The organism is Staphylococcus caledonicus, assembly GCF_016238465.1.
Lineage (GTDB): Bacteria > Bacillota > Bacilli > Staphylococcales > Staphylococcaceae > Staphylococcus > Staphylococcus caledonicus.
The window spans coordinates 446,748-473,113 of the sequence record NZ_JABTXV010000002.1 but is presented as its reverse complement, the minus strand read 5'-3'; the positions used below and the strand labels follow the sequence as shown (position 1 = coordinate 473,113).

Here is a 26,366-nt window from a genome sequence, read left to right as displayed (position 1 = left end):
GTGGGAGATGACTCATATTAGAGTCATTTCTCCCACTCCTAATTTGAATTAACTAATTGGAGTTCGCCGCTATCGCTATCTTCCGTCAATTCATAGTTAGTGTTTTCTAGTTGACCATATTCATTCGTTTCTTGTACTTCAGCTTTAATTTTATCCCCTTTTTGAGAAGCATTTAAGATTTGAGGATTAGATAAACCCTTAGAATCATCTAATTCATTTTTGAGTCCTTTATAAATCTTTGAATCTTCTTTTAAGAATGTATTCACTAAACTGAAGTTGCCTTGAGTAATAGCAGAATTTAATGATAACGCATAGTTGCTAAAAAAGTTGCTCAACTTAGTTTTTAGGCTATTCTCTTCTTTTTCTTTCTCAATAATATAATCACTAATCGCTTCATCATCAAATTCTAAGGTAGCACTATTAATATTACCCAAGTCTCTTGCTTTCATAGTTTTACTTTCAGACTTAAATGTTTTTCCTTTTACTTTTCCAGTAGCAGAAACCGTAATATCTTTATTTTGAGGATATGGACCATACTCTCTTGAAGTTGAATAGTCCATTTCTTTATCATTTATTTTAACTTTGAGTGAGTCTTCATCTAAATCACTCTTACCTTTTAATTTCACTGTCAACAACGCTTCATTGAAGTTCTCATTGACTTCTACAGTATCACTTTTACCATATCTAAAATCAAATTTCAATTGGCCGGTAAACTGACCATATTCTGTTTCCTTTTTAGCATCAATAGAATAAATACCCGGGATGAATTTACCAAGAGAAGTTGTTTTATTTCCTTCTGCCACAACGGTTTTATCTTTACCGCCATCTCTAAATTCATATTTAGTATCTAGTTTAGGTTTTACAATCGCTTCTTTAGTCGGCGCCGTATAACTCATATTATCGAAAATGAATAATCGAGTACCATTCTTACTTACTCTTAAGTAATTGTTACCTGCCCGCGTTTTTAAATATGAAGCTTCTTTAGCTTCGCTTTTATTAAGCTTTCCAACTGTTTGTCGAATGTCACGAACAAACTTCTTCATTCCCACTTCACTCTTAATATAATTTATGTACACACTTGCCTCTTCTGAATCAATATGTGTCGCTTTAGTACTCATGAGTGTTGCTACTTTTTGTGAGTCATTATTATCTATCGCATTGACGAGAATCTTTGTTTGCGCTTCTGGAGAATTGTAATTTCTAACTAAAATAAAGACTATAATCAATAAAATAATGATAAAACCAACAATAGCCCAAGGAATAAACTTTCTGATTTTTATATTAGATTGATCTGATTGAGGGGGAGTATGTTGTTTCGTTTGAACATTTTTAGCTTTAAAGCTTTTCCCGCAACTTGGACATTTACTTGCCTTATCGTCGTCAGTTTTTTCTCCGCAATTTGGACATATCTTCATTGAGTCACCAACTTCCCCTGCCTGATGTTTAAATTATCTATTCTCGAATTAATAGATTCCAATTTTTAATATGTATTCTATTATATAATATTCATTCCTTATAGTTCTATTAATTTAATTTATTTTATGTTCAGTCCTGGTTTTAATTATACTCTATTTTTGGAAAATGGTTTTATATATCTCAATGGTCTTATATATTAGTTTTTAAATATTCGCATTAAATCTCTTCACTCTCTCATCAATGATGTAAAGAATACTCAAAGCTTGCTCAATATCTTTAGTCGATAAATCCCCGACTATATCACTTACAATGGAACTAACTATTTCTTTATTTTCTTCTGTATACTTGCGTCCTTTGGCTGTTAAGGTCACATATTTCAAACGTTGATCGATGTCATTACCAGTCTTGTATAATTCGACAAAGCCTCCGTCAATCAACTTTTTAATTCGACGGCTCACTGCAGCTTTATTCACACCTTGCTTCTCGGTAATTTCAGTTATCGATAGCGTATGATGATTACTTAACAGACGCAAGACATTCGACTGTTCCATCGAGATACCATATTTACTCTGTTGATCTTTAAGTAATTTGGCAGTTAAAGTATTTGTATCATCGATAAAACGTTTCATAAATTCAATGTGATTTTTTGAAATTCTACTCATTACGCAACTCCTTGGCTCTTTTCACTATAAATATCTTTCTTATATTCTGTTAAATAATAACAATAAACCTCCCTATTGAAAACCATTATATAGAGTTAATAGTTGCTAAAATGTGACGCTTTCCATTACATTTAAAGATATCAATAAACAAGAGGTTTTGACTATGCTCATAACGACACTATCCATAATTGTAATACTCACCTTAGTTGCCGTTTTATTTAACATATCTTGGTTGCTCTCACTACCGCCATTTATTATTACGATTATACTGTGTTTTACCATTACTGTTTCCGATTTATTAACAAGAACCTTACCCATTAATTTAATTATTATTGCTACCGTGTCACTTATTGGTTTGATAGTTAAACATTACCATCTCTTTACCTTTGAAAAGGGGCTTCACTTCTTAAGAAACATAATTAAACATATACTACGTGTCATTTTATTTCTTATCATTTGTCTCTATATTAGTACCGCCCCTCTTCCAATTGTGAATGGTATTTTTTTATGGTTAGCTTTAATCGCATTTAGTGCTTGTTATAGTTTTCTCATTTATATGGTTTGGTCATCTGCATTCGGACGTACTACTAGTAAAAGAAAATACAATCTAATCATGGTGTTAGGCGCTGGCATTTTTATTGAGCAAGTAACCCCTATGTTAGCTGATAGACTTAATCAAGCACTTGCCGTTTTTAACAAGCAAGATTCAACATGCAAGATTTTGGTAAGTGGAGGTCAAGGACTTGATGAACCTATCTCTGAAGCTTTAGCGATGCAGCGCTATATCATTGCTCATGGTGTTCCTGAATCTTCAATTATTATGGAATCACAATCGACAAGTACCTATGAAAATTTCTCGTTTTCAAAAAAAGTCATAACATCTCAGTTTGATAAATCTACCAAGATGTTATGCATTACGAGTCAATTTCATATTTTAAGAGCCTTGCGATTTGCACAACAAGTTAAATTGAGAACTGATGGAATAGGAAGCCATACGCCCTATCATTTCTTTGATATCGCATTAATTCGTGATTTCTTAGCGCTAATGTATCAATATAAACTATTACTCACCATTTATTTTGCAGTTCTATTCTTTTCTGCAATTTATATATTATTCTAATTAACTTATAGAACGGTTAACTCAACAATATAAAATAACGACGAGGTCTACCTACATTGATAGACCTCGCCGTTATTTTTTTAATTCGTTATTTTGCCGTCTTCCAGTTTAATAATACGGTCTGCATATTCAAATAAGCGTTTGTCATGCGTTATCATTATGCCTACCATATTATTATCTTTAATACGTTGTTTAATCATTTCTACTACACTTGTAGCACGTTCTGCATCTAAACTTGCTGTCGGTTCATCTGCTAAGATAATTTTAGGATTATTCATAAATGCACGCATAATTGCGACACGTTGCTTTTCCCCGCCAGATAACATATGAGGATAGGCATCAAAGCGATGTTGTAAACCAATATCTGTAAGTAACTCCTCTGCGTGTTTAAGTGCTACTTTAGACTTTTGACCCGCTTCTTTCGCAACACTACTAAGTTGTTCTTTTACCGATAAATATGGCACTAGATGTGAAGATTGAAAGATAAAACCAATATCATTTAATCGAAGTAGTGTATTATTTTTTTCTTTTGAAAATAAAGGCTGTTGGTCATATAAAACATCACCTTCTGTAGGGGTTAACAAGCCACCTAAGATATTTAATAATGTAGATTTACCCGAACCAGAAGCACCATTTAAAATAACAAACTCTCCACGTTCAACTTCTAAATTGACGTCTTTCAATACTGAAGTCTTAGCTTCACCTTTACCAAAACTTTTCGTGATATGTTTAAGTTGTAATGTCATTATTCTCCCCCTCCAATAGCTTCAATTGGATCAACTTTTACCACTTTAATGAATGATAATAATACGCCAATAAAGCCTACAATTAGGAACATCACTACCATTAAAATGACATTGCTATTACTTAAATAGAATGGCATTGATACTGGCATTACTAAATCTAAGAGTAAAATGATAGCGAGTGCGATAATTACGCCAATCATTGTAGTAAAAATAATTTGAAGTATAAGTGATAGTAATAAGTGTTTTGTTTTAATTCCAATTGCTTTTAATATGCCGATTTGTGGTATTTTTTGAATAGTCATAACATAGAAGAAAGCACTAAGGACAATCGCTGTTATAACGAATAAACTAATAATCATTAGATTAAGTGGCATTTGTTCAGCTTGGTAACTTGGGATATTACTCGTTAGTGTCTCTTCATTAACTACTTTCACACCATCTATTGAATTTAAATGTTGTTCATCTTTATCGCTAAGTTGATTTACAGGATAAAATGTTGAAGCTTGTTTATTCATGTTGTCAAAGCCTTTAGGTGACATTAAGACCATTGAACTATGTGAATACATTGTATCTTCAATAATGCCACTTACTTGATAACGCTCATCATGCCCTTTGAACGATACATAATCTCCTTCTTTAACACCTTCACTTGTCAATTTATCATTAATTGCAATTTGGTTATCTTTAGTTGGATATGAACCACTTTTCAATGAAGGGTATAATTTTTTTGGTGTACTTAACGTTGTAATATCTTCCTCTTGATTTTTAATCTTTAAAGTTTGTGCACCAATCTTAGTCGGTTGTTGTTTAACATCATCTTCAATTTGAGATTGTTGTTTATCGCTAAGTTGTGAACTTTCCAACTTAGGCTCTTTTGTATCTTGCATAACATATTTTTGCGCAGACATGTTATTTAAGAAAGATACATTTTCTCTAGCTAATCCTTGTGCTAAACCACTAATAAATAGCACCATGATACCTAGTAAAAAGATAATTAACATGATTAAAATATAGCGGAATTTGTAGAATTTCATTTCCTTCCATGCTAAGTTCATTTTTTAATTCCTCCCCATTACTATTTCAATTTGTAGTTTAGTAGTAGAATATGAACTGAATATGAACTTTAGAAATATTTGTGTTTTTAAATAGGTTACGTATAATAATTTTAAAAAAAGGAGTAAGCGCAGCATGGTAAAGTGTTTAATTGTAGATGATGGCCCTAAACTATTACATTACGTTTCACATCATCTCGAAGCTGATCGTATTCGTACTATTACACAGTCTAGTGGGGAAGCTGCCCTTGACTATTTAAGTCATAATCAAGTTGATATAGCTGTCGTAGATATCATGATGGGTGGTATGGATGGCTTTGCTTTATGCCAAGTATTAAAAGAAAGTTATGAATTACCAGTGATTATGTTAACTGCTAGAGATGCTTTAACAGATAAAGAACGGGCGTTTATAAGTGGTACGGACGATTATGTAACCAAACCATTTGAAGTGAAAGAATTGCTCTTCCGTATTCGTGCCGTACTTCGTCGCTATAAAATTAATGCCCAAAGTGAAATTAATATAGGAAATGTCACACTCAATGAAGAATTTATGGAAGTCAGTGTCGCATCAAAAAAGATGAATTTACCTACTAAAGAATTTCAATTGCTCTATTTATTAAGCAGTAATCCAAAACAAATTTTCACGAGAAATACGTTGATTGAAAAGATTTGGGGATTTGATTATGAAGGAGATGAGCGGACTGTTGATGTACATATTAAACGATTACGTCAAAGATTGTCTAAACTACAAGCTAATATTGAAATACAAACCGTACGTGGCCAAGGATATAAGGTAGATCATCATGTTTAAATCATTATATACACGTATCGCAATTTATACGATTACTGTTATTTTATTTAGCGCATTGGTCAGTTTCTTATTTGCAAACGTTTATTATCATTTTAATTTAAAAGAACATAATGATGCTAAAATCATGCGTACACTTAAAGATGCGCGTGCTTATAACGACTCACTAACTTCAAATGACTTTCATGCATATTTCAATCATTTAGGCCATATGAATTATCAAATCATGATAGTTGATGAGCAACATGATACAATGTTTTACGGTGAACCTTTTCGAAAAAATAATATTTCAAAATCAGCTATTAACCAAGTATTGAAAGGTAAAGAATACCACGGAATAAAAGACAAACCTTTCGAATTATTCGTAACAGGCTTTTTCGATAATGAAACCGACAATACCGTTGGCTTAAAATTTGAACATAACAACAAGCCTATTGCCGTCTTTATGCGTCCGGATATCGGTGAGACATTTAGCGAGTTCCGTACCTTTTTAGTTGTTATATTAGTGTGCTTACTCATTATTTCAATTTCTTTAGTTATTGCTTCAACCTATTCAATTATTAAACCAGTCAAAATACTGAAAGATGCTACTGAACGCTTAATGCATGGAAACTTTGACACACCAATTAAGCAAACACGTCAAGACGAAATTGGCACGCTACAATTTCGTTTCGATACGATGCGGCAATCACTAAAACAGTTGGATGATATGCGACAACACTTCGTTCAAAATGTTTCACATGAAATTAAAACACCTTTAACTCATATTCAACGGTTATTGACTGACTTACAACAAACATCATCTTATGACAAGCGTGAAAATTATATCAATGAAATTCACGACGAAGTTACACGTCTTAGTAATTTGACGAAAGAATTATTGCTTTTATCAGAACTTGATAACGCTAACCATATTCAATTTAACGACTCTATTCATTTAACTTCAATGATTACAGATATCATTCGACATGAACAATTTGCGATTGATGATAAAGATTTAATGCTATTGTCTAATTTAGAAGAAGTTTATTTCCGAGGAAATACGCGTTTATTACATCAAGCATTTTCAAATTTAATTCAGAATGCAATTAAATATTCTACATTAGGAAGTGCAATCGAAGTCACACTTTCAGTTGAAAAGGATACCATTCAATTTACTGTAAACAATGAAGGTCATATGATTCCAAGTGAAGCACAAGCACACCTATTCGAACGATTTTATAAGCTAAACGCACAAGATAATAGTAATGGTTTAGGGTTAGCTATTACCCAATCAATTATTTCATTACATGACGGTACCATTTCGGTAACAAGTACAGAGGAAGACGGTACAACATTCATGATTGAATTAAATGATGAACAATCATTTGATTAAACTATTTTAATATTAAAAGTGGAGCAGAAATCTTGTTGTATTAAAATGATTTCACTGTTCCACTTTTATTTTATCTTCTTTATTCTCCCACTTACTTCTTAATTACTACCGTTTATTCATTTTCACGAAAAAACAATGATATTAATGGTTTAATAATATTGAGGAGGAGGCAACCCAATGAAACTTAGATTGTTTATAGCTCCAGAGGAAAAAGAAAAATACTTAGCAATTCATGCACCTAAATTTGATGAGGATATTCAACAGATTATTTCACATATTGAAAACTTAGATAAACTCACGCAGATTTACGGTAAATTAGATAATGAAATCTATGTATTAGAGGTTAAAACAATAACCAGCTTTCGCACCCATAAAAATCAGGTCATTGCACTTAAAGATGGCCAACAGTTTAAACTAAAAGATCGTTTATATTAATTAGAGATGAAATTACCTACATCATTTATTAGAATTTCAAAATCTGAAATCGTTAATATTGAGATGATTGAGAAATTACTTCTTGAACCTAATGGACTTATTAGAATGTATTTGAAGAATGAAGATTATACCTACTCCTCTAGACGATACTTAAAATCTATAAAGGAGAGATTATCATTATGATGAAATTTTATAAGTTTACAAGTATTCCTTTATTAATAGGATTAGCCTTATCTATCCTATTTAGTTATTTATTCGCAGGTAATCAATATTATCCACTATCACCTAATTCAGCAATGGGTCAATTTTATTATCATCATTTAAGCGAGCCCGTGGTTATGATTGTCGCCATACTATTATGGATATCAATTGGTATATTGTTTTATTTTACTAATTTAATTTTCACCCAAACTGATTGGAGTATTACCCGTGCAACCCTATTACATTTTTTATGTAGCTATATAGGCCTATTAGCTATAGGTATTTTAGCTGGCTGGTTTTCACCAAATTTAGCTAATGTATTATCTTTCACTGTGGAATTTATTATTATTTATTTGTTTATTTGGCTCTTTAACTATTACAGAAATAAGAAATACGTAGCAGAAATTAATCAACAACTTGCGAATAAGAGACGTTAAAAAGCGGATAAAGATAGGACATGAGTCATCCAAATGTCCTATCTTCATCCGCTTCATTTTATTTTACATTTAAATATTTTTGAATTTCTTTATTAACTGCACGGTACACGTCTTCATGTTCTGTTAATTTCAGACCAAATGATGGTACCATTTCTTTAATTTTTGGAATCCAATTTTTAAACTCAGAGTCATAACAACGTTGTAGTAAGTCTAACATAATATCTACCGCTGTTGATGCTCCTGGTGATGCACCTAATAACGCAGCAAGAGAACCGTCATCTGATGTGATAACTTCTGTACCAAATTGTAAGTTACCTTTAGAATCTTCAGTGTCTTTAATGACTTGTACACGTTGGCCGGCAACCACTACTTCCCATTCATCGTCTTTCGCATTAGGGACAAAGACGCGCAAGTCATTCATACGATCTTCATGAGATAACATTAATTGTGATACTAAATATTTAGTTAATTTCATTTCTTTCGCGCCTGCTGATAACATTGTTAATAAATTATTAGGTTTTACAGAACGAATTAAATCTAAATTTGAACCTGTTTTTAAGAATTTAGGTGAAAATCCAGCGAACGGTCCAAATAATAATGAACGCTCTCCATTCACAAAACGTGTATCAAGATGTGGCACTGACATAGGTGGTGCACCTACGTTGGCTTTACCATATACTTTGGCATGGTGTTTTTCTATAACGTCTGGGTTTGTACAACGCAAGAATAAACCGCTAACTGGGAATCCACCTACATGTTTAGATTGTTTAATGCCAGTTTTTTGGAGAAGTGGCAAGCTTGCGCCCCCTGCACCAATGAAGACAAATTCTGAATCATATACGTGTTTATCACCAGTTTTTAAATCTTTCACAGTAACACGCCAATTGCCATTATCTAATCTTTTAATATCTTCGACTTCTTGTTTATAAGATACTTCTACATTACGTTCTTTTAAGTTAGAGATTAATTTTTTTGTAAGTGCGCCAAAGTTGACGTCTGTTCCTGTTTCATCACGAGATAAGGCTATAGGCACATTGGATGTTCTACCTTCCACCATTAATGGAACCCACTCGGCGATTTTATCTCGATCTTCAGTAATATCCATATGTTCGAATAAAACATTTTCTTTTAATGCTTGTACACGGTTTTTAAGGAATTTAACATTAAAAATACCTTTAACAAAACTCATATGTGGAACAGATTGAATAAAATTACCTGGATTTTCTAATTGGCCAGTTCGTACTAAGTGCGCCCAAAATTGTTTTGATACTTGGAATTGTTCATTAATTTTGATTGCTTTTTCAATATCAACGCTACCATCTTTACCTTCTTTAGTGTAGTTCAATTCACATAATGCAGAGTGTCCTGTTCCCGCATTATTCCATACGTTTGAACTTTCTTCCCCAGATTGTTCTAATTTTTCAAAAATTTTAATTTCTTTGTCTGGAGATAATTCTTTAAGTAGTGTGCCTAATGTTGCGCTCATAATTCCGCCACCAATTAAGATGACATCTGTTTTGCTATGTTGTGTAGTCATAACAATACAGTCCCCCTTTTTTATAATCACATCTTTAGTCAATCAATATAAACTTTTGGCATAGTAAAATAAAACGCTTTCTTTAACTAGTAAAAATTTTTAATATGGCTTTTATAGGACGTAACCGATTTTTAATAACTAACTTAATTATATACATAATTTCTTTACGAAAAAAGTGTTTATACGAATTCTTGCATAATTTAAAGACGTAGTACATTTTAATGTCACAATATCTGTTCATTACTTATAGATACTCGCTCATTTCTATTAGTCACGGTGGGTTACATGCTATAATTTTATATTATGACGAATTTGGAGTGTAACTATGAAATCATTTACTTTTTTAATGCATAATATCTATGCAATGGGCGGTACCGTTAAGGCAGTAACAGAACTTGCTAATACCCTTTCCAATAAGGGACATACAGTGAACATCATCTCAGTTTTTCAAGCACAAGATAAACCCTATTTCGAGGTTAATGATGCCATTCACATTAAAAGTTTGATTGACTATCGTGTGAAACCTCAAAATATAATCTCTATTATGATGAACCGTTTGAACACGTACACACCATTCTTAAAACCTAAACAACTGTCGCAATATGAACCAGGGTTGAATCAATTTTCAAAATATGTAGAGCGTAAAATGATAAAAGAGATTCAACATGTTGATACAGATGTGTTAGTTGGAACAAGAGCCAGTTTTAACATTTTAATCTCAAAATATCGTCCTGCGCATGTGCTCACTATAGGCATGGAACATATGAATTTAGACGCACATCCTAAAGCTTATCAAGAAGAAATCTTAAAAGCATATAACGATTTAGATGTCGTAACGACTTTGACCTCAGCTGATCAACAACACTATGAACAATTCATTCATACACCAGTCTATACCGTGCCTAATGTAATTAACGTTGAAAAGCTTGATTTACCTAAAGAGAATACCATTATTAGTGCTGGTAGACTTGAACATGAAAAGGGATTTGATATTTTAATCGAGGCTGTTCGACGTATTCAAGATAATTTACTTCAATCTCATTTTAAAGTACATATCTATGGTGATGGACAGGAACGTCAGAATCTTGAACAATTAATTAAACGTAGTGACGTTAATGATTTAGTTACCATTCATCCTGCAACGACTCAATTGAATGAGAAGTTAGCTCAAAGCAAAGTAACTGTTGTACCTTCGAGAAACGAAGGTTTCGGCATGGTAGTTTTAGAAGCATTAGCTCAAGATAATGTAGTGATTAGTTTTAAAGATACCCTTGGTCCAGCCAGTATCTTATCGCATGGTGAAAATGGCTACTTAGCTAACTATGGCGATTCGGGCTCTCTTGCTAAATATATTGATATTGCCATTAATCATATTGATGATATGCAAGAGATGATTCAACAAGGCCATGAGACCATCGCCCACTATTCTTCAGACGCTATTTATACCAAATTCATTAAGGCAGTTAATAGAAATTAAATAGATATTCTAAAACAAAACGTAGAGGTGATTCAATGATGAATCACCTCTACGTTTTTTATATAGACTCCATATTGATTGACGGAGCTTTTCTTATAATATTAGTGAAAGGATAAATGTCCAGATACAAATGAAGACTAATAACCCAATACTATAACGTAATGTCATTTTAAGTAATTCTGATTCTTTACCTACTTCTTTAACTGCTGCAGTAGCGATTGCGATTGATTGTGGTGAAATCAATTTCGCTGCTACCCCACCAACTGTGTTAGAAGCTACAAGTAATGAACCGCTTGTACCAATTTGTTGAGCAACTGATGCTTGAATTGGTGCGAATAGTGAGTTGTTGTTAACAACTGATCCTGTCATAAATACGCCAATCCAACCTAAAATTGGTGATAAGATTGGGAAGACATTACCAGCTTTTGCAATACCTTGTCCCATAGCAGCACTTAAGCCACCGTATGTTGTTACTTTTGAAATAGCAAGGATGAAGCAAATTGTTAAGACTGGTAACCATAATTCTTTAAAAGTAACTCCGAATAAACGACCAGCATCTCCAAAGCTAACTTTTTTAGCCATTAATACTGTAATGATAATAGTTAATAGAATTGCTGTACCTGTTTGTCCAATAAAGTTAAGACTTAAAGTAATTGGTTTATGTGCTACCTCACTGAATGTACCTGGCAAGTTAAAGCTAAATACTAATGAAGCAAGTTTGCCATTTGGTAAGAATAAGTTTTTAAAGAATGTAGCACTCCAAATCATAACGATAACAGTTAAGATAACGAATGGGCTCCATGCATAAATAATTTCTTTAGCACTATGATGTTTGACCGGTTCAGGTTTGACATCTTTTTGGACCCTGAAAATATTTTTCGGTTGGAATTTTCTTGAGAATAAAGCTAATGCACCCATTGTAGCTAAAGGTGGGATAATGTCAGCTAATTCTGGACCGCTAAATACTGTAAGTAAACCTTGTAATACTGTATATGTTACTGATACAACTAAAATAGCAGGTAATGTTTCTTTAATACCTTTAAATCCATCAATAATAAAGATTAATAAGAATGGAATTAAGAAGTTAATGATTGCTAAAGTTAATGTAGAAGTTTGTGATACTCCCATAGCATGAACATCGCCTGGTAAGTGAAGTGTATCTACTACTCCTACTGGAATACCGATAGCACCAAATGCACCAGAAGCTGCGTTAGCTACTAAACATAACATTGCGGCTTGTAAAGGTCTAAAGCCTAATTGAGCTAATAATAATGCACAAATAGCGATTGGCACACCAAAGCCGGCTGCACCTTCTAAGAACGCATTGAATGCGAACCCAATCAATAATAATTGAATACGTTGGTCTTGAGAAATACTAGTAATACTGTCTTGAATAGTACTGAATTGACCAGATTCTTGAGTGATTTTATAAAGTAATACAGCCATCATTACGATATAACCAATTGGAATAATACCTTGATAGAATCCTTCAACAACTGCACCAGAAGCTATACCAACTGGTAATTTAAAGAATGGAACTGCAATAATTAGTGTAACAACTAATGTTGTGATGGCAGCATAAATACCTTTCATTTTAAAAACGGTTAAACATAGTAAAAACAAGATAATTGGTACTGCTGCTATCAAACTGGATAACACTAAATTATCAAAAGGGTTAAATGTTTGAACTAACATAATTTTGACTCTTCTTTCTTTAGTTTTTATTAATGAATATTCTAGCTAATTTAGTTATCCCTTTGTAGTTTTAGATAACTGGCAAAAAAATTAACAATTGTCGACAAGTTAATCATGCTAGATTTCACAATTTCTCTTCTTGTGAACATTTTCACAAGAAAAATATAACACCTTTTCACTTAAATGACAACAGTATATAGTACTTTTAGTTAAAAATTTGTGATTTTTTTAACAAAATTATTTTTTCATAAATAATCATATACTTTTATCATATATTTTAAAACCAAATTTAGAGTCAAAACTTCGTTATTGTGATTTTTTTAAATGCGCGTGGTAAAATGTACATAAGAAATTTACGAGCAAAAGGATAATGTATGATGATTAAACAAATAAATATTTCTAATATGTCACATCTCGAATTACAACTTAATAAGGCCAAATCAGCTGGATTCTCACATTTCATTCCATATTCTAATGAGATTAAAATTAATCAAGACATGCTTGAGGCAATTGAATTAACAAGTCATTCTATCGCCGTTGACTATACTATTAATGCAACTTATCTAAATGATTGTCGCTATTTCGGCGATGACAAATTAACGTTCTTATCTTGGATGAAAAATATTAATCATTATCCAAACTTAATTTACAATATTGACACAGCACTCTTACATTTATCAAAATACGATATCCACTCTATTATGGATTTAGCAGTCATAACAGTGCTAAAAGACGAAATCGATATTGATGGCCATGTATTATTTGATTTCGTAAGTGAGCTGCCAACGAGTAAAGCATTTTGGAAATCGCTCGATATTCATGATATTAAAAAAGTAAATCATTTCGATTTAAATAAACTAGCATACATACACGGCCATGCTGTTCCGTACTCAAAGTTCAAATATCCTCACAAAGAAGAGGAAATGCGATTCGCAGAAAGTTGGTTAGTAACAACTAAATTTAAATTGCCTAAATGGATTTATAACAAAATGAATAATCATGCTTTAAAGAAACATCGTAATTTAAGTTATGTTTATGAAAAAGACCCGTCACAACTCAAAAATCATGTTGTATTCCTAGGGTTCGATTATGGTTACAGAGGAAATTCAAAATATTTATTTAATTATTTTGTGAAAAGAAATCCTACTACTGAAGCGTATTTTATTACTAATGATCGGCGCGGCCCATATTTCTTACCTACCGATGCAGAAGGTAATAAGGAATTAATTGAAACAGCTAAGATTGTTGTGGTAGAAAGTTATATTCCAGACGAATTTAAACCTAATGGCACTGTAATTCAATTATGGCACGGCACACCGATTAAAAAATTATTCTTAGACAGCAAAGAACCGTATCAAAATAAAAATATTTATAATTATAGAGCCCGTAAATATAATAAATGGTTACAACAAGATTATTTCTTAACTGATTCACCTGCTGCTGAAGGCTTGTTTGAAACAGCTTTTCCAAATCATAATACACAATTTGTACCGTACGGCTATCCAAGAGTAAATTACTTATTGCATTATCAACACGACAAAAATCATCATAAAAAAGTAAAAGACTCGTTAAATGTTGATCGTACGAAACCAATCTTGTTATATGCACCAACATGGCACACATCAAATGAAAGTGCGGAAAGTTTAATTATCACACCTGAATTATTAGAAGAATATCACGTTATTTATAAAGGACACGTTGAAGGTAAAGATACTATTCCTGAAAATGTAATCGAAGCACCAAAAAATATCGAAACACAAGATTTATTAATGGTAGCCGATGTAGTAGTCACAGACTATTCTTCAATCATTTTCGACGCATTAACAATTGGGAAAAAAGTTTGTTTATTTACACCAAATCATGAGGCTTATAAAGACGAACGTGGCGTTTATGAAGACGTAATGCAAAGTTTATCTAAAGTTTGGTATACTGACGCTGCTCTATTAACGGACAATTTGGTCAACCACACGTTATTAGATATTAATCAACATCCGCTAATTAATGAGAAAAATAATTCACTAAAAAGATTAACACAATTAATGCGCTATATTTTAAACGAAGAACAATAAGATATATTCAAAAATAATAGGCATGAAGACGGTTTTTAAGTGATACGAATCGTCCTCATGCCTATTTTATATCGTTTTTAGTATTCATTCTGCTATACGTTTCTTTCCATAATAAAATCGATGTCAACAACTTCGCCAGTGATAAATTCATGATGACCAGTCACTTTAAATCCTTTGTTTTTATAAAATCTTAGTGCTTGTTCATTATGTTCCCACACGCCTAACCATATTTTAGGCTTATTAAATTCACGTGCTTTGTCTAAAGCCAATTCAATAAATTTATTCCCTCTACCTTTGCCCTGAAATTGCTTATAAAAATAGATACGTTGAATTTCTAAATAGTCTTCCCCTTTGTCTTCTGTTTGCGCTTCCCCTATATTAAGTTTCAAATATCCAGCAATTTCATTATCAATTTTGTAGAAATAATGGAAAGATTGTGGGTTATCTAACTCTTCTAATAGTATCGTTTCATTGTAACTTTTGGAAAAAAACGTTTGAAAATCTTCTGCACTATATTCACCTTCAAAGGTATCATGAAATGTAGTTTCTGAAATTTTTCTAAGCGCTTCTACTTCTTCTTTTTGAACTGTTTCAATATGTTCAGTCATAGCTAGCTCCCCCTTAATAAAATATAAAAATTAATAATTTATTCCTTATTATATTACTTTCAAACATTTAAATATATTTAATTTGTGAATAAGCAATTTTCTATTGATAATATTTATCAATGAGTATAAAGTAAAGATGATATTAGTATAAAACAGAGTGAGGTTTTTTCCATGTTCCAAGATGTGTTTGTATTAGGCATTACAGGGCCTACAAGTTTAGTCGTGATTAGTATAATTGCGTTAATTATTTTCGGACCTAAAAAATTACCGCAATTCGGCAAAGCAATTGGAAGTACACTAAAAGAGTTTAAGTCTGCTGCTGAGGATTTAGATTCAGATGATGTGCATGATACTCCCAGTAAAGAATCTAAGCAACAACGAGATCAATCAAAATAGTTCGACCTTATTAGAGCACTTTGATGAATTACGTTCAAGAATTGTCAAAGTGTTCATTGCTTTTATTATTTCTGTCATTATTGTATATATTTCGTCTCATTGGTGGATGAAGCCTTTTATCCATTATGTAAAACGTGCTCATGTGACCTTACATGCTTTTTCGTTTACAGAAATGATACAGATTTACGTAATGATTATATTCTTTGTAGCTTTATGTTTAATTATTCCGATTATTTTTTATCAATTATGGGCTTTTATTGCGCCAGGACTCCATCCTCATGAACGAGTATTTATTTATAAATATAGTATCTGGTGTGCCTTATTATTTATTATTGGTGTCGTTTTCGCATTTTTCATAGGTTTTCCATTAATTATTAATTTTTCAATAAATCTATCAGTTATTTTAAGTATTCAACCTGTCATTGGTTTTAAAGCTTATTTACATGAACTGATACGGTGGTTGCTCGTTTTTGGCTTGTTGTTTCAGCTACCGACCTTATTTATGGGCTTAGCTAAATTTGATTTAATAGATATTAAAGAACTCAAAAAGTATCGTAAGTATATTTATTTTGGATGTTTTGTAGTTGCCAGCATTATAGCACCACCCGATTTAATGTTAAATTTATTACTTACATTACCTTTAATCATACTGTTTGAATTCAGTATGTTAATCGCTAAAATTACACATCGTACATAGCTTTTAAGGTTAAATTATCCATATTAAATAGCCTCGAGTGAGTTTCAATTAGAACTCATTCGAGGCTTTTGTTATTCATCTTTTATTTTATTTAACGCGCGTTTCTTTTTTATCTTTACGATTTTTCAAAACAAAGAAAACGATTAAAATAATATAAATCAATTGCGCGACAATCGTTTCAACGCTTGGATAGAAACCAATAATACTTATAGTAGGTAAGCCCTCAATACTATGTTGTGGGACAGTACCTAATAATTGTAATTTTTGAATACTTACGCCAAGCATCTTGAATGCCATTACAAAGATTAATATCGATAGTACTCTAAAAATGTAATAAATAGGAATTAGCTTCACAATAAATCTGAATAGGAAGGCAAAGATAATTAAGATGACTATGGCTAAAGCAATACCAAGTACGAAATCCCAAGTCGTAATGCTACCAATCATACCCATATAGAAAATAATTACCTCTACACCTTCACGTAAGACTGAAATTAACCCAATTGTACCTAAAAGCAATAGATTTCCATTACTAATCGCATTTTGATACATATTCTGAATCATTTCATTCCATCGTTGAGCACTAGAACGACGATGCATCCAAATACCAACGACATACATTAATACTACTGCTACGATACCAAGTACCGCTTCCATACCTTCACGCAATAAACCATTATTACCTAGCGTTTGAATGAAGACGACGGCTAGCGTAATACTTAGAATTAATCCTAGAATACCACCGCCAATAACACTGGCAGTACCTTTAGTATCTTTGACGTTACGTGTCATAGTTGTTAATGTCATGATAATTAATAATACTTCTAAACCTTCACGTAGGAAGATAATCATAACATCTACAAATGAGTAACTGTCTTGGCCTACTGTATCTTTAATATCTGAATTAATTTCTTGTAAGCCTTTTTTAACTCTATCTTTATTACTATTATCTAAAATACTTTGATAATAAGGTATTTTATCCTCAATCGTTGTATACAATGAACCATTCTTAGTTTGAATTTTACCTTCAACGTACGGCCATACTTGTACAAATTTAGACAGAGCATCATCTGTTTGAGTTAAGTTATTATCTTCAATACCTTTAATCGCTTTATCTAATTCATCATTTAATTGGGTAACTTTGTATTTACCAGATTCTTCACTTGATTGCTTTTGATCAACCGTATCAATACTTGATTTGAATGTTGTCCATGCGTTATCTGCCTTTTTAGCATTAAAAGGTTCTTTTTGAACTGCTACACGGAATTGCATTAAGTTGACTTCGATTTGACCATATTTACCTTCATCATAGTTACGAATAGAAGTTTCATGGCTTGTCCAAATCTGGTTTAAACTGTTGTTGATAGATTGTAATTCAGCGGTATTTTTACTTTTAATGGCATCTTTTACTTTGCTATCTTTCGAATCAACTTGTTGTTTTAAAGTTTTTATTTCACCAGATACGTCTTTAGTCGACACAGCATCTTCATAGGCAATAAGTGATTTCGTTAGTTCTGATAAATTATTATCTTGTTTATTTAGCGAAGATGTTTGATCAAGATCTTTTAATTTTGATTTAACATCTTTACCTTCTTTATTATCTTTAATATCTAAAGCATTTACTTTTGATTTAATATCTTCAACGGCTTTTTTCTTCTCTTTATCGCTTTTTTCTTTATCTTCAATTGTAGATTTAGCATCAGTAATCGTAACATACACATCACTTATGTTGCTATCTTCAGCTGCATGAACCTGTGCAAGTGAAGGTGTAATTCTCATTACTGTGAAAATAAGTGCCATAGCGATTAAAAGTCTAACTAAATAATGTTTCACCGAGATAGCCTCCTTTTTTTACACCTGGCAAGACAATGAAGGATGCAGAACCTCGATGTGTGATATATTCATTTAATTTATCTTTATGGCCTAAATTATTTTGAATATCAATAAATTGTTGAGTAGACTTTTGGAAACAAATAAACATTAATCCTGTTTCCAAGGCCCCAGTTTTAGCGTTTGTACCATCAGTATAATTATATGCACGACGTTTAATTGACGTCTTAACTTCACGTGCTAATCGCGCATGTGCATTAGGATCAATAACATAATTACCACTGCTATCTTTGGCATCTAAATCTAGATTTTCAAATTCTTTTTTACCAGTTAAAGGGGCACCAGAAGCACGTTTACGTCCGAAAGTCGCCACTTGCTCATCTAGAGAGGTACGGTCCCATGTTTCGATATGAATTTGGATACGTCTAATAATGCAATAGGTACCATTTTTAGCCCAACCATCATTAATAAAGACATAATCTTTTAATTCATCATTCTTCCGTGGATTGACTGTGCCATCTTTAAAGGCCATGAGGTTTCTCGGCGTTTCTTCTAACTTCCCTGATACAAATCCATTTTGAGACCATTTCATTTTAACAATATCTCTAAATGGACGAATTAAATTATGAATCGCATGAAACGAGACTTGTGGGTCATTAGAACAAGCTTGAATCATTATATCTCCATCACTATATTCATCATCTAATTGATCATTTGGAAAATGTGGTAAGTCTTTGAAGCCTGATGGAATTTTAGACGACAAGCCTACTTTTTTCAAAAAAGATTTACTAACACCGTACGTTAACGTTAACTTGCTAGCCCCTAGTCCGATTGATTCGCCTGTATCTACTGGCGGTAATAATTCATTCTGACTATCTTTTTCAGCAGGCTCACCATCTGTCATATTGACTGACATTTGCGTCCATTTTTTAAACATATCTTTAATTGCACTTTTGTCTTTAGACTTTAAATCTAAAGCTACGAAATTACAGTTTTTCTGTGTAGGCGTTGTTATACCTGCTTGTACACGTCCATAAAATTCAAAGGCATCTTTGTCTTCGTTCTCAGGTGTATCAAACATTGATTTAAACGAGAAAATACTACCTGCACCACTAGCGCCGATGACTACACCGGCGCCGCCTATACCTAGCATTTTTAAAAAGGAACGACGTGAAACATTTGAATCTTGTTGATCGTCTAGCTTACTCATTCTGTAACCACAGCCATTTTACTTAACGGTTCACCAAGAGAGTTTACAGCGTCAGATAATGCTTTTCTATCTTCTTTTGTTACTGCGCTATAATCTTTATAACCGTCACCATCTTTATATTTATCTAATAAGCTATTAACTTTATCAAAGTTCTTTTGAATATCTTTGCTTAAGTTTTTATCTTTTTTCTCTAATTCAGGTTTAAATAATTCGTAAATTTTTTGTGCACCTTCAATGTTGGCTTTGAAGTCATACAAGTCAGTGTGAGAATAGATTTCTTCCTCACCTGTAATTTTAGATGTAGATACTTCGTTTAATAAGTCAACTGATCCTTGTAACATTAATTTTGGCGTGATATCTAACGTATCTACTTTAGCATCTAGTTCTTTGGCATCTTTCAATAATTGATCAGCATCTTTTTTAGTCGTTTCATCTATTTTGTTATCTTGATAAAGAGACTTTTCAATTTTATGGTAGCCAGTCCATTCATCTGCTTTATTTTCTTCTTTCATATCTGCTAAACGTGCATCAATCTTAGGATCTAAATCACCGAATGCTTCCGCAACTGGTTCAGAACGTTCATAATACATACGCACTTTAGGATATAATTCTTTAGCTTTCTCCATATCATCATTTTTAACTGCTGATACAAATTCTTCTGTACCATCTAAGAATTTATCAAGTTGATTATCTGTGTATTTTTTATACTCTTTTGTGGCTTTATCTAACGCTTTGTTATTTTCACTCTTGCTACTTGAGTTTTGTGATGAGCTATCTTTGCTACTACTATCATCACTTTGGTCGTTTGTGCCACATGCTGCTAAAAGTAACGATGACGCTAATAAAATAGTTGGTAATTTTTTCATAATTTTTTCCACCTCAGTTAAGTTTCAGTGATTATCTATCGACGCTGAATCTTTTTAATTGAGAACACTATAGTCACCCCGAAAATTTTAAAAACCTATTCTATGCTAGCCTATTCAGATTGTTAGCCTACTCTCAATTTTGCACTTAGAAAGCCCTTCAATTTCAATTGATAATCATTATCAAATTAATTATAAGTTTGTCTTTATTTTATGTCAATAACAATTCTATCTTAATTTTAATCAACAAAATTTTTATATTTTGCTGATATTTTAGTTTTTATATTTTTAGTCAACCTAATAACTCTCGAGCATGCATAAAATGCAATAAGGGTATATAATTTACATCTGAAATTTTATTTCTTTAAAAAGGAGTCATAACATATGAGTACACAATTCAAAGCATTTTTAGTGGATCAAAATAAAGAAGGTCAAATTAATAGTGATTATAAACAACTGACTACTGATGATTTATCTGAAGGTAATGTTCTAATTAAAGTACACTATTCAGGTATTAACTATAAAGACGCTTTAGCAACAACTGATAATAATAATATCGTCAAATCATATCCTATGGTTCCTGGTATCGATTTAGCAGGTGTCGTAGTAGAATCTGATGACCCTACTATTGAAAAGGGCGAAGAAGTAATTGCGACAAGTTATGACTTAGGTGTTAGTCATTATGGTGGGTTCAGTGAGTACGCTAGAGTAAAATCAGATTGGATTGTTAAACTTCCAGATAATCTCACTTTAGAAGAAGCAATGATTTACGGTACTGCTGGCTATACTGCAGGCTTAGCAATTGAAAAATTAGAAAAAGCAGGTTTTATGACGCTTGAAGGCGGAGAAGTTCTAGTACGTGGTGCTTCAGGTGGCGTAGGATCATTGGCAGTAATGATGCTTTCAAATTTAGGTTATAAAGTTATAGCAAGTACAGGTAATAAAGAAGCTACTGAAAAATTAGAACAATTAGGCGCTAAAGATATTATCGACCGCATTACTGACAACGATGATAAGCCACTCGGTTCACGTACATGGCAAGCTGCGATTGATCCAATTGGAGGCGAAGGTACACCGTATGTCGCTAAACACATTGATAATAATGGTGGTGTCGCACTTATCGGTTTAACTGGTGGTGTGAAATTTAGCACAACAGTGCATCCATTTATTTTAAGAGGTGTTAGTCTTGTAGGAATCGACTCAGTATTCACACCTATGAAATTACGTGAACGCGTTTGGAGACGTTTAGCTACAGATTTAAAATCAGACCAACTACATGATATTAAACGTGTCGTGTCATTCTCTGACTTACCAGACGCAATTGAAACAGTTTTAAACCATAAAAATACAGGACGCATCGTTATCGACTTTAATAAATAATTTAAGATTAAACTATTATTATATAAAAATGGCTTGAAAGGAATTCATTTGGAACTCCTTTCAAGCCATTTTAATGCTTTAATAAACGATATACATGCCACCTGATTTAGGTTCTGTCGATTTAAAACCAAATTTTTCATACAACTTATCTGCAGGATAATCAGCAATTAAACTTACATAAGACCCTTTCATAGCAATCGATTCAATATAAGCCATTACTTTTTCAAGAATCATTCTACCGTAACCTTGACCTTGGTACGCTGGGTCTACGGCTACATCAACAATTTGAAAGGCAGTGCCTCCATCACCAATCACCCTGCCCATACCAATGAGTATATCATCATCATAAATCATTATACTAAAACAGGCATTAGGTAGGCCTTTACGTGCCGCTTCTTCTGATTTCGGACTCATCCCTGCTTTCACTCGTAAATCACAATAGGCTTTAGGTTCAGGTGGCTCATTCGAGTATCGAATCATCTTTTTTCGTCCCCTCTTATCTCACTAGCTATAAATATTGACTAATGACCGCTTTATTAGATTCTTTGAAAATGTCGTTATGACTTGAAACGTAGCCTTCTTTGTAGGCATCAGGTTCAATATACGTTTTAGCTAAATTAGCAGCATTTCCTGCATCACTGAAGGCACTCGCAATCAAATGAACTTTCGCATCATGATGAACGACGTCACCACAAGCAAAGATACCTGGAATGCTCGTAGTTGTATTACCAAAGCCTTTGACGCGATATTCATCATGTAAATCAAACTTAGAAGTACACTCTTTCAATAATGGATTTTCATGATCGAAACCATGACTAATAATTACATCATCGAATGATTGCGTAATGACATCACCCGTTTCAATATTTTCTAATTGTACTTCTCGAATTCGCTCGCAATCTGTGTCACCAATTAATTTATTAATTTGTGTTTTAGGTAGTAGTTTGACATTTAAATCTTCTAAAACATTAATCATCGCTTCATAACCACGGATTTCTGGTTTTCTATAAATTAAAGTGACAGATTGTGCTATTTCGGCTAAATCTCTTGCCCAATCAAGCGCAGTGTTTCCTCCACCTGAGATGAGAATATTTTTATCTTTAAATTTAGAGAACGATTGTACTACATAATGTAGATTAGTAAGTTGGTACCGTTCAGCGTCTTTAATATCAAGTGGTTTAGGATTAATAATACCGCCACCTACCGCAAAAATAACTGCCTTAGACTCGTAGATATTGCCTTGGTCAGTTTCAACTTCAAAGTGACGTTCCCCTAATTTACGAATATCTATCACACGTTCATTCAAATTCACTTCCGGTTGAAAATGTAACCCTTGTTTAATTGTATCTTTAATAATTTCATAACATGGCTTAGGTGCTACGCCACCAATATCCCAAATAATCTTTTCAGGATAAATTTGCATCTTGCCACCTAATTTATCTTGCACATCGATAATTCTGACTGACATCCCACGTAGTCCGGAGTAAAAACTGGCAAAAAGACCTGCGGGGCCTCCCCCAATAATTGTTACATCTTGCATATGATTTCCTCCCAAGTCTCTCTATTATAAATGATAATAATTATCATTGACTTTCATTCATTATACTATATGTTGATATAATGTTGAAGAAATCCCTTTCGCCTAAAATAAAACTTTGTATTAAAAAAGCTAGAAGAAAACAAAATTGCTCTTCAAATTTTGTCAAATCACGATGATATTTGCCAAAAACCCCCCTTTTGCGACACCTAAATCACAAATTATTAATGGCTTATTCTCATATCAGTCAATTACTGCCAAAACTAAAGGCTGAACCATATTATATTAATGGCTCAGCCTCATCAAGCTTAGTATTTTGGGAGTTCCATCCCATTCTTTTTTATAAAACGGTCGTATAAAATATTACTCTTTTGGTTCTTTTAATATAGCTTGACGCAATAAGAAGAAGAGTAGTAATAATCCAGCTAGCATTCCTGTGTGACCAATACCCGCAAATCCAGCAAATGCTTCGGGTTGGAAACTTTTACCGATAACTTGGAATGTACCTTTAGTTAACATCATCCCTATTGTGACAATTACGCCTAAATTATAAACAATAAAGAACCAATTGAATAAATAATAACTACTTAATTTAAATGACTTTTCAAGTGAAAGTAATATTAAAAACATAAACATACCTAAAATAAGGGTATGTGTGTGTACTACTGATAATTGTGTGCCGCCCGTAAAATGGTGTGCTTTAGTTAATTCTCTATAGTAAAAACCACTAAATAATCCAATTATCATATAGACTAAAAAAGCATATAATAATCTGCGCATATGAAAATCCTCCCTCACGTTACTATTATAATTGAAAATAGACATCTTTAAAGTGACAAAATATGTAAGAATATTCCTATATGAAAAAGGAACGAAACTAAAATCAAATTGAATTTCAAAGATTTATAGTTTCGCTCCGGCTAGGTTTAAGGTTTATTTATTTCTTGAATGTTTGAATAAAGCTATCAATGATAAAATGATTGCTATAATTGATACAATCCATAATGCGATTGAACCACCTGAACTTTGTTGTTCACTAGCCGTATCATTAGATTTTTCTTCTTTAACTGTTGTTGCGTTAGCATCTTTTTTAACTTCTAGTGTTGGTGCTGGGTGTTCACTGTCTTCTTTACCAGTCCATTTAACTTTATCACCATTATCGTATGATTGAATTGCTTTAAAAGCATATTTACCTTCTTCTTTAGGACTAGCTACTACAAGTGGAAAGTCCATAAATTCATCTGGGCCAATACCTTTGTCTTTAGCTTTCCATGTAATTTTAGTGATATTCCCTTTTTTATCTTTCTCTAATTTATATTTGTAGCCTTCCACAGGTTGAATATTGACTACTTGAGCTTCTTTAGGAACTTCTAATTCAATTTTCTCTGTATGATCTTTTTGCTCTACAGGAACACGTACATCAACGCGTTCATAAGATTCCGGCTCAACTGCTTTAGGGTTTAACGTAACATGGGCATCCGCGATTTTAAAGAAACCCATTGTAAAGAAGAGTACTAAACTCGTTGCTAATAATTTTTTAATCATCTTTTTTCTCCTTCTTATGGAATACTAATTTGACTCATAATTACTCCGACAAGTATCAGAATCACACCTATTGTGACTTCAACAATTAATGAAGCTTTGTTAACTCTATTTCGACGGTTTAATGCGCGAGTCGTCTGCATGAAACCTAATCCCATCATGATTAATGTACCTACAACTTTAACAATTAAGAAGATTGTCCATGTTTGCATATTTGACCAAATTGAAAGAATTTTAGTTTGGTCTATAGACATTAATACACCAGAAATAATAATAATCGCTACTGCACTTGCGTTAATTTTGAATAAGATTTCGCGTAATAAATCTACAGCATCTTTCTTTCTAGTGAACACTGAAACTAAAAGATAAACAAGTGCGCCTAACCATAAACTAATACCAGTTAAATGTAATGTTCTAAGTAAAAGTGACCAAAGTGGCACACTTTGTGACCAAGCGTGTCCAGACATACTTAAAGCTAAAATCATAGCAATCGATATCATCCAATACCATGATCTTTCCATATTACGTAATACAAATAAACCACTTAAGATAATTAATGCAATTGAACTTAAAATATAAGGAAATTGTATTAATGTATTAGGATTAAGTGTGAGTATTGCATCTAACACATCTGACGATAAGGTCATTAAATATAAGATGAGAGACATTAAATATCCCATCATCATGATTAATGATACTGCTAAATGTCTTGGAAAAATATCAAATGTAGATAAATTATTACGACGTGCAATACCATTTAACCAATAAAGTCCAACTAATAAAATTGTAGCGCCTTCCGCTATGTATCGTAACAATCCAAACCAAAAGTCTGGCGTTTCATAAAAAGCAGGCGAAGTATCTACGCCATTAGCTGTTTTTTCTCCTACAGAAAATTCAAATCGATCACCAATTTCATGGCCATCTGCTGAAACGGTATGCCACTCAATTTGATGTGTACCCTCTCCTACTTTGTCAGCAGGAAACGTTAATGTTTTAGAATGGCCTGTTGTCGACGGGTCAATGTCGGCAATTTTATTACCCTTATCATTATATATCGTAAGGCCTGAATAATCGGCATTAACAGGTTCATTAAATGTCAATTCAATAGTATCAGGTTTCTTAGATACTACTCCATTTTGTGAAGGTGTTGTTTTTTCTAAAGTAGCATGTGCGGATGCGATGTTTTGAACGTTTGGAATTAAAACAAATAAAAGCATCATCATGATTGCTAAAGCTACTTTGGAACTTCGCTTAATTTTCACCATTGACGTCC

Annotated in this window: 24 protein-coding genes and 1 pseudogene; 10 read left to right on the top strand and 15 right to left on the bottom strand. The window is 32.7% G+C overall.

All coding sequences use genetic code 11. The features are described from left to right. Positions 1 to 38 precede the first annotated feature (38 nt). Together HS848_RS08840 and HS848_RS08835 are read right to left on the bottom strand one after the other, a co-directional pair. On the bottom strand, positions 39 to 1,415 hold the full coding sequence (locus HS848_RS08840) for a zinc ribbon domain-containing protein (RefSeq protein ID WP_198612044.1): 1,377 nt from the start codon (positions 1,413 to 1,415) through the stop codon (positions 39 to 41). Positions 1,416 to 1,619: 204 nt separating this feature from the next. Next, positions 1,620 to 2,078, bottom strand: a complete 459-nt coding sequence (locus HS848_RS08835) for a MarR family winged helix-turn-helix transcriptional regulator (RefSeq protein WP_198612043.1) — start codon at positions 2,076 to 2,078, stop codon at positions 1,620 to 1,622. Positions 2,079 to 2,241: 163 nt separating this feature from the next. On the opposite strand from HS848_RS08835, the gene HS848_RS13035 reads away from it, so the two are divergent. Next, positions 2,242 to 3,198, top strand: coding sequence for a YdcF family protein (locus HS848_RS13035; protein WP_198612042.1), 957 nt, complete (start codon positions 2,242 to 2,244; stop codon positions 3,196 to 3,198). Positions 3,199 to 3,278: 80 nt separating this feature from the next. Here HS848_RS13035 and HS848_RS08825 read toward each other — a convergent pair whose 3' ends face one another. Further along, positions 3,279 to 3,944 carry an ABC transporter ATP-binding protein gene (locus HS848_RS08825; protein WP_198612041.1) on the bottom strand — a complete coding sequence of 222 codons (666 nt, stop codon included), beginning with the start codon at positions 3,942 to 3,944 and terminating at the stop codon, positions 3,279 to 3,281. Continuing rightward, positions 3,944 to 4,999 (bottom strand): ABC transporter permease, encoded by a 1,056-nt coding sequence (locus tag HS848_RS08820; protein ID WP_198612040.1) that lies wholly within the window; start codon positions 4,997 to 4,999, stop codon positions 3,944 to 3,946. Before HS848_RS08820 ends, HS848_RS08825 begins: the two co-directional genes overlap by 1 nt. A gap of 133 nt (positions 5,000 to 5,132) precedes the next feature. On the opposite strand from HS848_RS08820, the gene HS848_RS08815 reads away from it, so the two are divergent. The 4 genes and pseudogenes from HS848_RS08815 (at position 5,133) to HS848_RS08800 (ending at position 8,252) form a co-directional block, all read left to right on the top strand. Further along, positions 5,133 to 5,807 (top strand): response regulator transcription factor, encoded by a 675-nt coding sequence (locus tag HS848_RS08815; RefSeq protein ID WP_198612039.1) that lies wholly within the window; start codon positions 5,133 to 5,135, stop codon positions 5,805 to 5,807. Next, entirely contained in the window at positions 5,800 to 7,179 is a 1,380-nt protein-coding gene (locus tag HS848_RS08810; protein WP_198612038.1) for a sensor histidine kinase, read from the top strand. Before HS848_RS08815 ends, HS848_RS08810 begins: the two co-directional genes overlap by 8 nt. 177 nt (positions 7,180 to 7,356) lie before the next feature. Beyond that, positions 7,357 to 7,797: pseudogene (locus HS848_RS08805) on the top strand (LytTR family DNA-binding domain-containing protein). Further along, positions 7,794 to 8,252 carry a DUF3021 domain-containing protein gene (locus HS848_RS08800; protein WP_107506714.1) on the top strand — a complete coding sequence of 153 codons (459 nt, stop codon included), beginning with the start codon at positions 7,794 to 7,796 and terminating at the stop codon, positions 8,250 to 8,252. Before HS848_RS08805 ends, HS848_RS08800 begins: the two are co-directional and overlap by 4 nt. Before the next feature lie 58 nt (positions 8,253 to 8,310). Here the strand turns inward: HS848_RS08800 and mqo are convergent, their stop codons facing one another. Beyond that, entirely contained in the window at positions 8,311 to 9,789 is a 1,479-nt protein-coding gene (gene mqo, locus HS848_RS08795) for a malate dehydrogenase (quinone) (RefSeq protein WP_107506715.1), read from the bottom strand. 325 nt (positions 9,790 to 10,114) lie between these two features. Between mqo and HS848_RS08790 the strand changes: the two genes are divergently transcribed. Beyond that, positions 10,115 to 11,266, top strand: a complete 1,152-nt coding sequence (locus tag HS848_RS08790; protein ID WP_198612037.1) for a glycosyltransferase family 4 protein — start codon at positions 10,115 to 10,117, stop codon at positions 11,264 to 11,266. A 93-nt stretch (positions 11,267 to 11,359) separates the two neighbouring features. On the opposite strand, the gene HS848_RS08785 is transcribed toward HS848_RS08790, so the two are convergent. Next, a complete protein-coding gene (locus tag HS848_RS08785) occupies positions 11,360 to 12,961 on the bottom strand; it encodes an L-lactate permease (RefSeq protein WP_107506717.1) in 1,602 nt (533 codons plus the stop codon). 377 nt (positions 12,962 to 13,338) lie between these two features. On the opposite strand from HS848_RS08785, the gene HS848_RS08780 reads away from it, so the two are divergent. Continuing rightward, positions 13,339 to 15,030, top strand: a complete 1,692-nt coding sequence (locus HS848_RS08780; RefSeq protein ID WP_198612036.1) for a CDP-glycerol glycerophosphotransferase family protein — start codon at positions 13,339 to 13,341, stop codon at positions 15,028 to 15,030. Between the two features lie 92 nt (positions 15,031 to 15,122). On the opposite strand, the gene HS848_RS08775 is transcribed toward HS848_RS08780, so the two are convergent. Then, on the bottom strand, positions 15,123 to 15,638 hold the full coding sequence (locus tag HS848_RS08775) for a GNAT family N-acetyltransferase (RefSeq protein WP_198612035.1): 516 nt from the start codon (positions 15,636 to 15,638) through the stop codon (positions 15,123 to 15,125). Positions 15,639 to 15,809: 171 nt separating this feature from the next. Between HS848_RS08775 and HS848_RS08770 the strand changes: the two genes are divergently transcribed. Together HS848_RS08770 and tatC are read left to right on the top strand one after the other, a co-directional pair. After that, a complete protein-coding gene (locus HS848_RS08770; RefSeq protein WP_198612034.1) occupies positions 15,810 to 16,034 on the top strand; it encodes a twin-arginine translocase TatA/TatE family subunit in 225 nt (74 codons plus the stop codon). Beyond that, positions 15,985 to 16,731 carry a twin-arginine translocase subunit TatC gene (gene tatC, locus HS848_RS08765; protein WP_198612033.1) on the top strand — a complete coding sequence of 249 codons (747 nt, stop codon included), beginning with the start codon at positions 15,985 to 15,987 and terminating at the stop codon, positions 16,729 to 16,731. Before HS848_RS08770 ends, tatC begins: the two co-directional genes overlap by 50 nt. Positions 16,732 to 16,818: 87 nt before the next feature. On the opposite strand, the gene HS848_RS08760 is transcribed toward tatC, so the two are convergent. Genes HS848_RS08760 through efeO form a run of 3 tightly spaced genes read right to left on the bottom strand, consistent with a single transcriptional unit; the run spans position 16,819 to position 20,637 of the window. Continuing rightward, entirely contained in the window at positions 16,819 to 18,564 is a 1,746-nt protein-coding gene (locus HS848_RS08760; RefSeq protein ID WP_198612032.1) for an FTR1 family iron permease, read from the bottom strand. Further along, the gene (gene efeB / locus HS848_RS08755) at positions 18,545 to 19,771 is read right to left on the bottom strand and encodes an iron uptake transporter deferrochelatase/peroxidase subunit (protein ID WP_198612031.1); all 1,227 of its coding nucleotides are present in this window, start codon (positions 19,769 to 19,771) and stop codon (positions 18,545 to 18,547) included. The genes HS848_RS08760 and efeB overlap by 20 nt, the downstream gene beginning before the upstream one ends. After that, on the bottom strand, positions 19,768 to 20,637 hold the full coding sequence (gene efeO, locus HS848_RS08750; RefSeq protein WP_107506724.1) for an iron uptake system protein EfeO: 870 nt from the start codon (positions 20,635 to 20,637) through the stop codon (positions 19,768 to 19,770). The genes efeB and efeO overlap by 4 nt, the downstream gene beginning before the upstream one ends. A gap of 381 nt (positions 20,638 to 21,018) precedes the next feature. Between efeO and HS848_RS08745 the strand changes: the two genes are divergently transcribed. Further along, on the top strand, positions 21,019 to 22,014 hold the full coding sequence (locus HS848_RS08745; protein ID WP_198612030.1) for an acrylyl-CoA reductase family protein: 996 nt from the start codon (positions 21,019 to 21,021) through the stop codon (positions 22,012 to 22,014). Between the two features lie 78 nt (positions 22,015 to 22,092). Here HS848_RS08745 and HS848_RS08740 read toward each other — a convergent pair whose 3' ends face one another. From HS848_RS08740 to HS848_RS08720, 5 genes are all read right to left on the bottom strand, one after another. After that, entirely contained in the window at positions 22,093 to 22,494 is a 402-nt protein-coding gene (locus HS848_RS08740) for a GNAT family N-acetyltransferase (RefSeq protein ID WP_198612029.1), read from the bottom strand. Positions 22,495 to 22,522: 28 nt separating this feature from the next. Next, positions 22,523 to 23,554, bottom strand: a complete 1,032-nt coding sequence (locus HS848_RS08735; protein ID WP_198612028.1) for an NAD(P)/FAD-dependent oxidoreductase — start codon at positions 23,552 to 23,554, stop codon at positions 22,523 to 22,525. A 360-nt stretch (positions 23,555 to 23,914) separates the two neighbouring features. Continuing rightward, positions 23,915 to 24,331 (bottom strand): DUF2871 domain-containing protein, encoded by a 417-nt coding sequence (locus tag HS848_RS08730; RefSeq protein ID WP_198612027.1) that lies wholly within the window; start codon positions 24,329 to 24,331, stop codon positions 23,915 to 23,917. 153 nt (positions 24,332 to 24,484) lie between these two features. After that, positions 24,485 to 25,096: a YcnI family protein gene (locus HS848_RS08725; RefSeq protein ID WP_198612026.1), complete on the bottom strand. Its 612-nt coding sequence runs from the start codon at positions 25,094 to 25,096 to the stop codon at positions 24,485 to 24,487. A gap of 14 nt (positions 25,097 to 25,110) precedes the next feature. Next, the gene (locus HS848_RS08720) at positions 25,111 to 26,358 is read right to left on the bottom strand and encodes a copper resistance CopC/CopD family protein (RefSeq protein ID WP_198612025.1); all 1,248 of its coding nucleotides are present in this window, start codon (positions 26,356 to 26,358) and stop codon (positions 25,111 to 25,113) included. Positions 26,359 to 26,366: the final 8 nt, after the last annotated feature.

Excerpts from the sequence above, each read along its gene's own strand:
- HS848_RS08840 (WP_198612044.1), bottom strand. The coding sequence starts at position 1,415 with ATGAAGATATGTCCAAATTGCGGAGAAAAAACTGACGACGATAAGGCA.
- HS848_RS08835 (WP_198612043.1), bottom strand. The coding sequence starts at position 2,078 with ATGAGTAGAATTTCAAAAAATCACATTGAATTTATGAAACGTTTTATC.
- HS848_RS13035 (WP_198612042.1), top strand. The coding sequence starts at position 2,242 with ATGCTCATAACGACACTATCCATAATTGTAATACTCACCTTAGTTGCC.
- HS848_RS08825 (WP_198612041.1), bottom strand. The coding sequence starts at position 3,944 with ATGACATTACAACTTAAACATATCACGAAAAGTTTTGGTAAAGGTGAA.
- HS848_RS08820 (WP_198612040.1), bottom strand. The coding sequence starts at position 4,999 with ATGAACTTAGCATGGAAGGAAATGAAATTCTACAAATTCCGCTATATT.
- HS848_RS08815 (WP_198612039.1), top strand. The coding sequence starts at position 5,133 with ATGGTAAAGTGTTTAATTGTAGATGATGGCCCTAAACTATTACATTAC.
- HS848_RS08810 (WP_198612038.1), top strand. The coding sequence starts at position 5,800 with ATGTTTAAATCATTATATACACGTATCGCAATTTATACGATTACTGTT.
- HS848_RS08800 (WP_107506714.1), top strand. The coding sequence starts at position 7,794 with ATGATGAAATTTTATAAGTTTACAAGTATTCCTTTATTAATAGGATTA.
- mqo (WP_107506715.1), bottom strand. The coding sequence starts at position 9,789 with ATGACTACACAACATAGCAAAACAGATGTCATCTTAATTGGTGGCGGA.
- HS848_RS08790 (WP_198612037.1), top strand. The coding sequence starts at position 10,115 with ATGAAATCATTTACTTTTTTAATGCATAATATCTATGCAATGGGCGGT.
- HS848_RS08785 (WP_107506717.1), bottom strand. The coding sequence starts at position 12,961 with ATGTTAGTTCAAACATTTAACCCTTTTGATAATTTAGTGTTATCCAGT.
- HS848_RS08780 (WP_198612036.1), top strand. The coding sequence starts at position 13,339 with ATGATTAAACAAATAAATATTTCTAATATGTCACATCTCGAATTACAA.
- HS848_RS08775 (WP_198612035.1), bottom strand. The coding sequence starts at position 15,638 with ATGACTGAACATATTGAAACAGTTCAAAAAGAAGAAGTAGAAGCGCTT.
- HS848_RS08770 (WP_198612034.1), top strand. The coding sequence starts at position 15,810 with ATGTTCCAAGATGTGTTTGTATTAGGCATTACAGGGCCTACAAGTTTA.
- tatC (WP_198612033.1), top strand. The coding sequence starts at position 15,985 with ATGATACTCCCAGTAAAGAATCTAAGCAACAACGAGATCAATCAAAAT.
- efeB (WP_198612031.1), bottom strand. The coding sequence starts at position 19,771 with ATGAGTAAGCTAGACGATCAACAAGATTCAAATGTTTCACGTCGTTCC.
- efeO (WP_107506724.1), bottom strand. The coding sequence starts at position 20,637 with ATGAAAAAATTACCAACTATTTTATTAGCGTCATCGTTACTTTTAGCA.
- HS848_RS08745 (WP_198612030.1), top strand. The coding sequence starts at position 21,019 with ATGAGTACACAATTCAAAGCATTTTTAGTGGATCAAAATAAAGAAGGT.
- HS848_RS08740 (WP_198612029.1), bottom strand. The coding sequence starts at position 22,494 with ATGATTCGATACTCGAATGAGCCACCTGAACCTAAAGCCTATTGTGAT.
- HS848_RS08735 (WP_198612028.1), bottom strand. The coding sequence starts at position 23,554 with ATGCAAGATGTAACAATTATTGGGGGAGGCCCCGCAGGTCTTTTTGCC.
- HS848_RS08730 (WP_198612027.1), bottom strand. The coding sequence starts at position 24,331 with ATGCGCAGATTATTATATGCTTTTTTAGTCTATATGATAATTGGATTA.
- HS848_RS08725 (WP_198612026.1), bottom strand. The coding sequence starts at position 25,096 with ATGATTAAAAAATTATTAGCAACGAGTTTAGTACTCTTCTTTACAATG.
- HS848_RS08720 (WP_198612025.1), bottom strand. The coding sequence starts at position 26,358 with ATGGTGAAAATTAAGCGAAGTTCCAAAGTAGCTTTAGCAATCATGATG.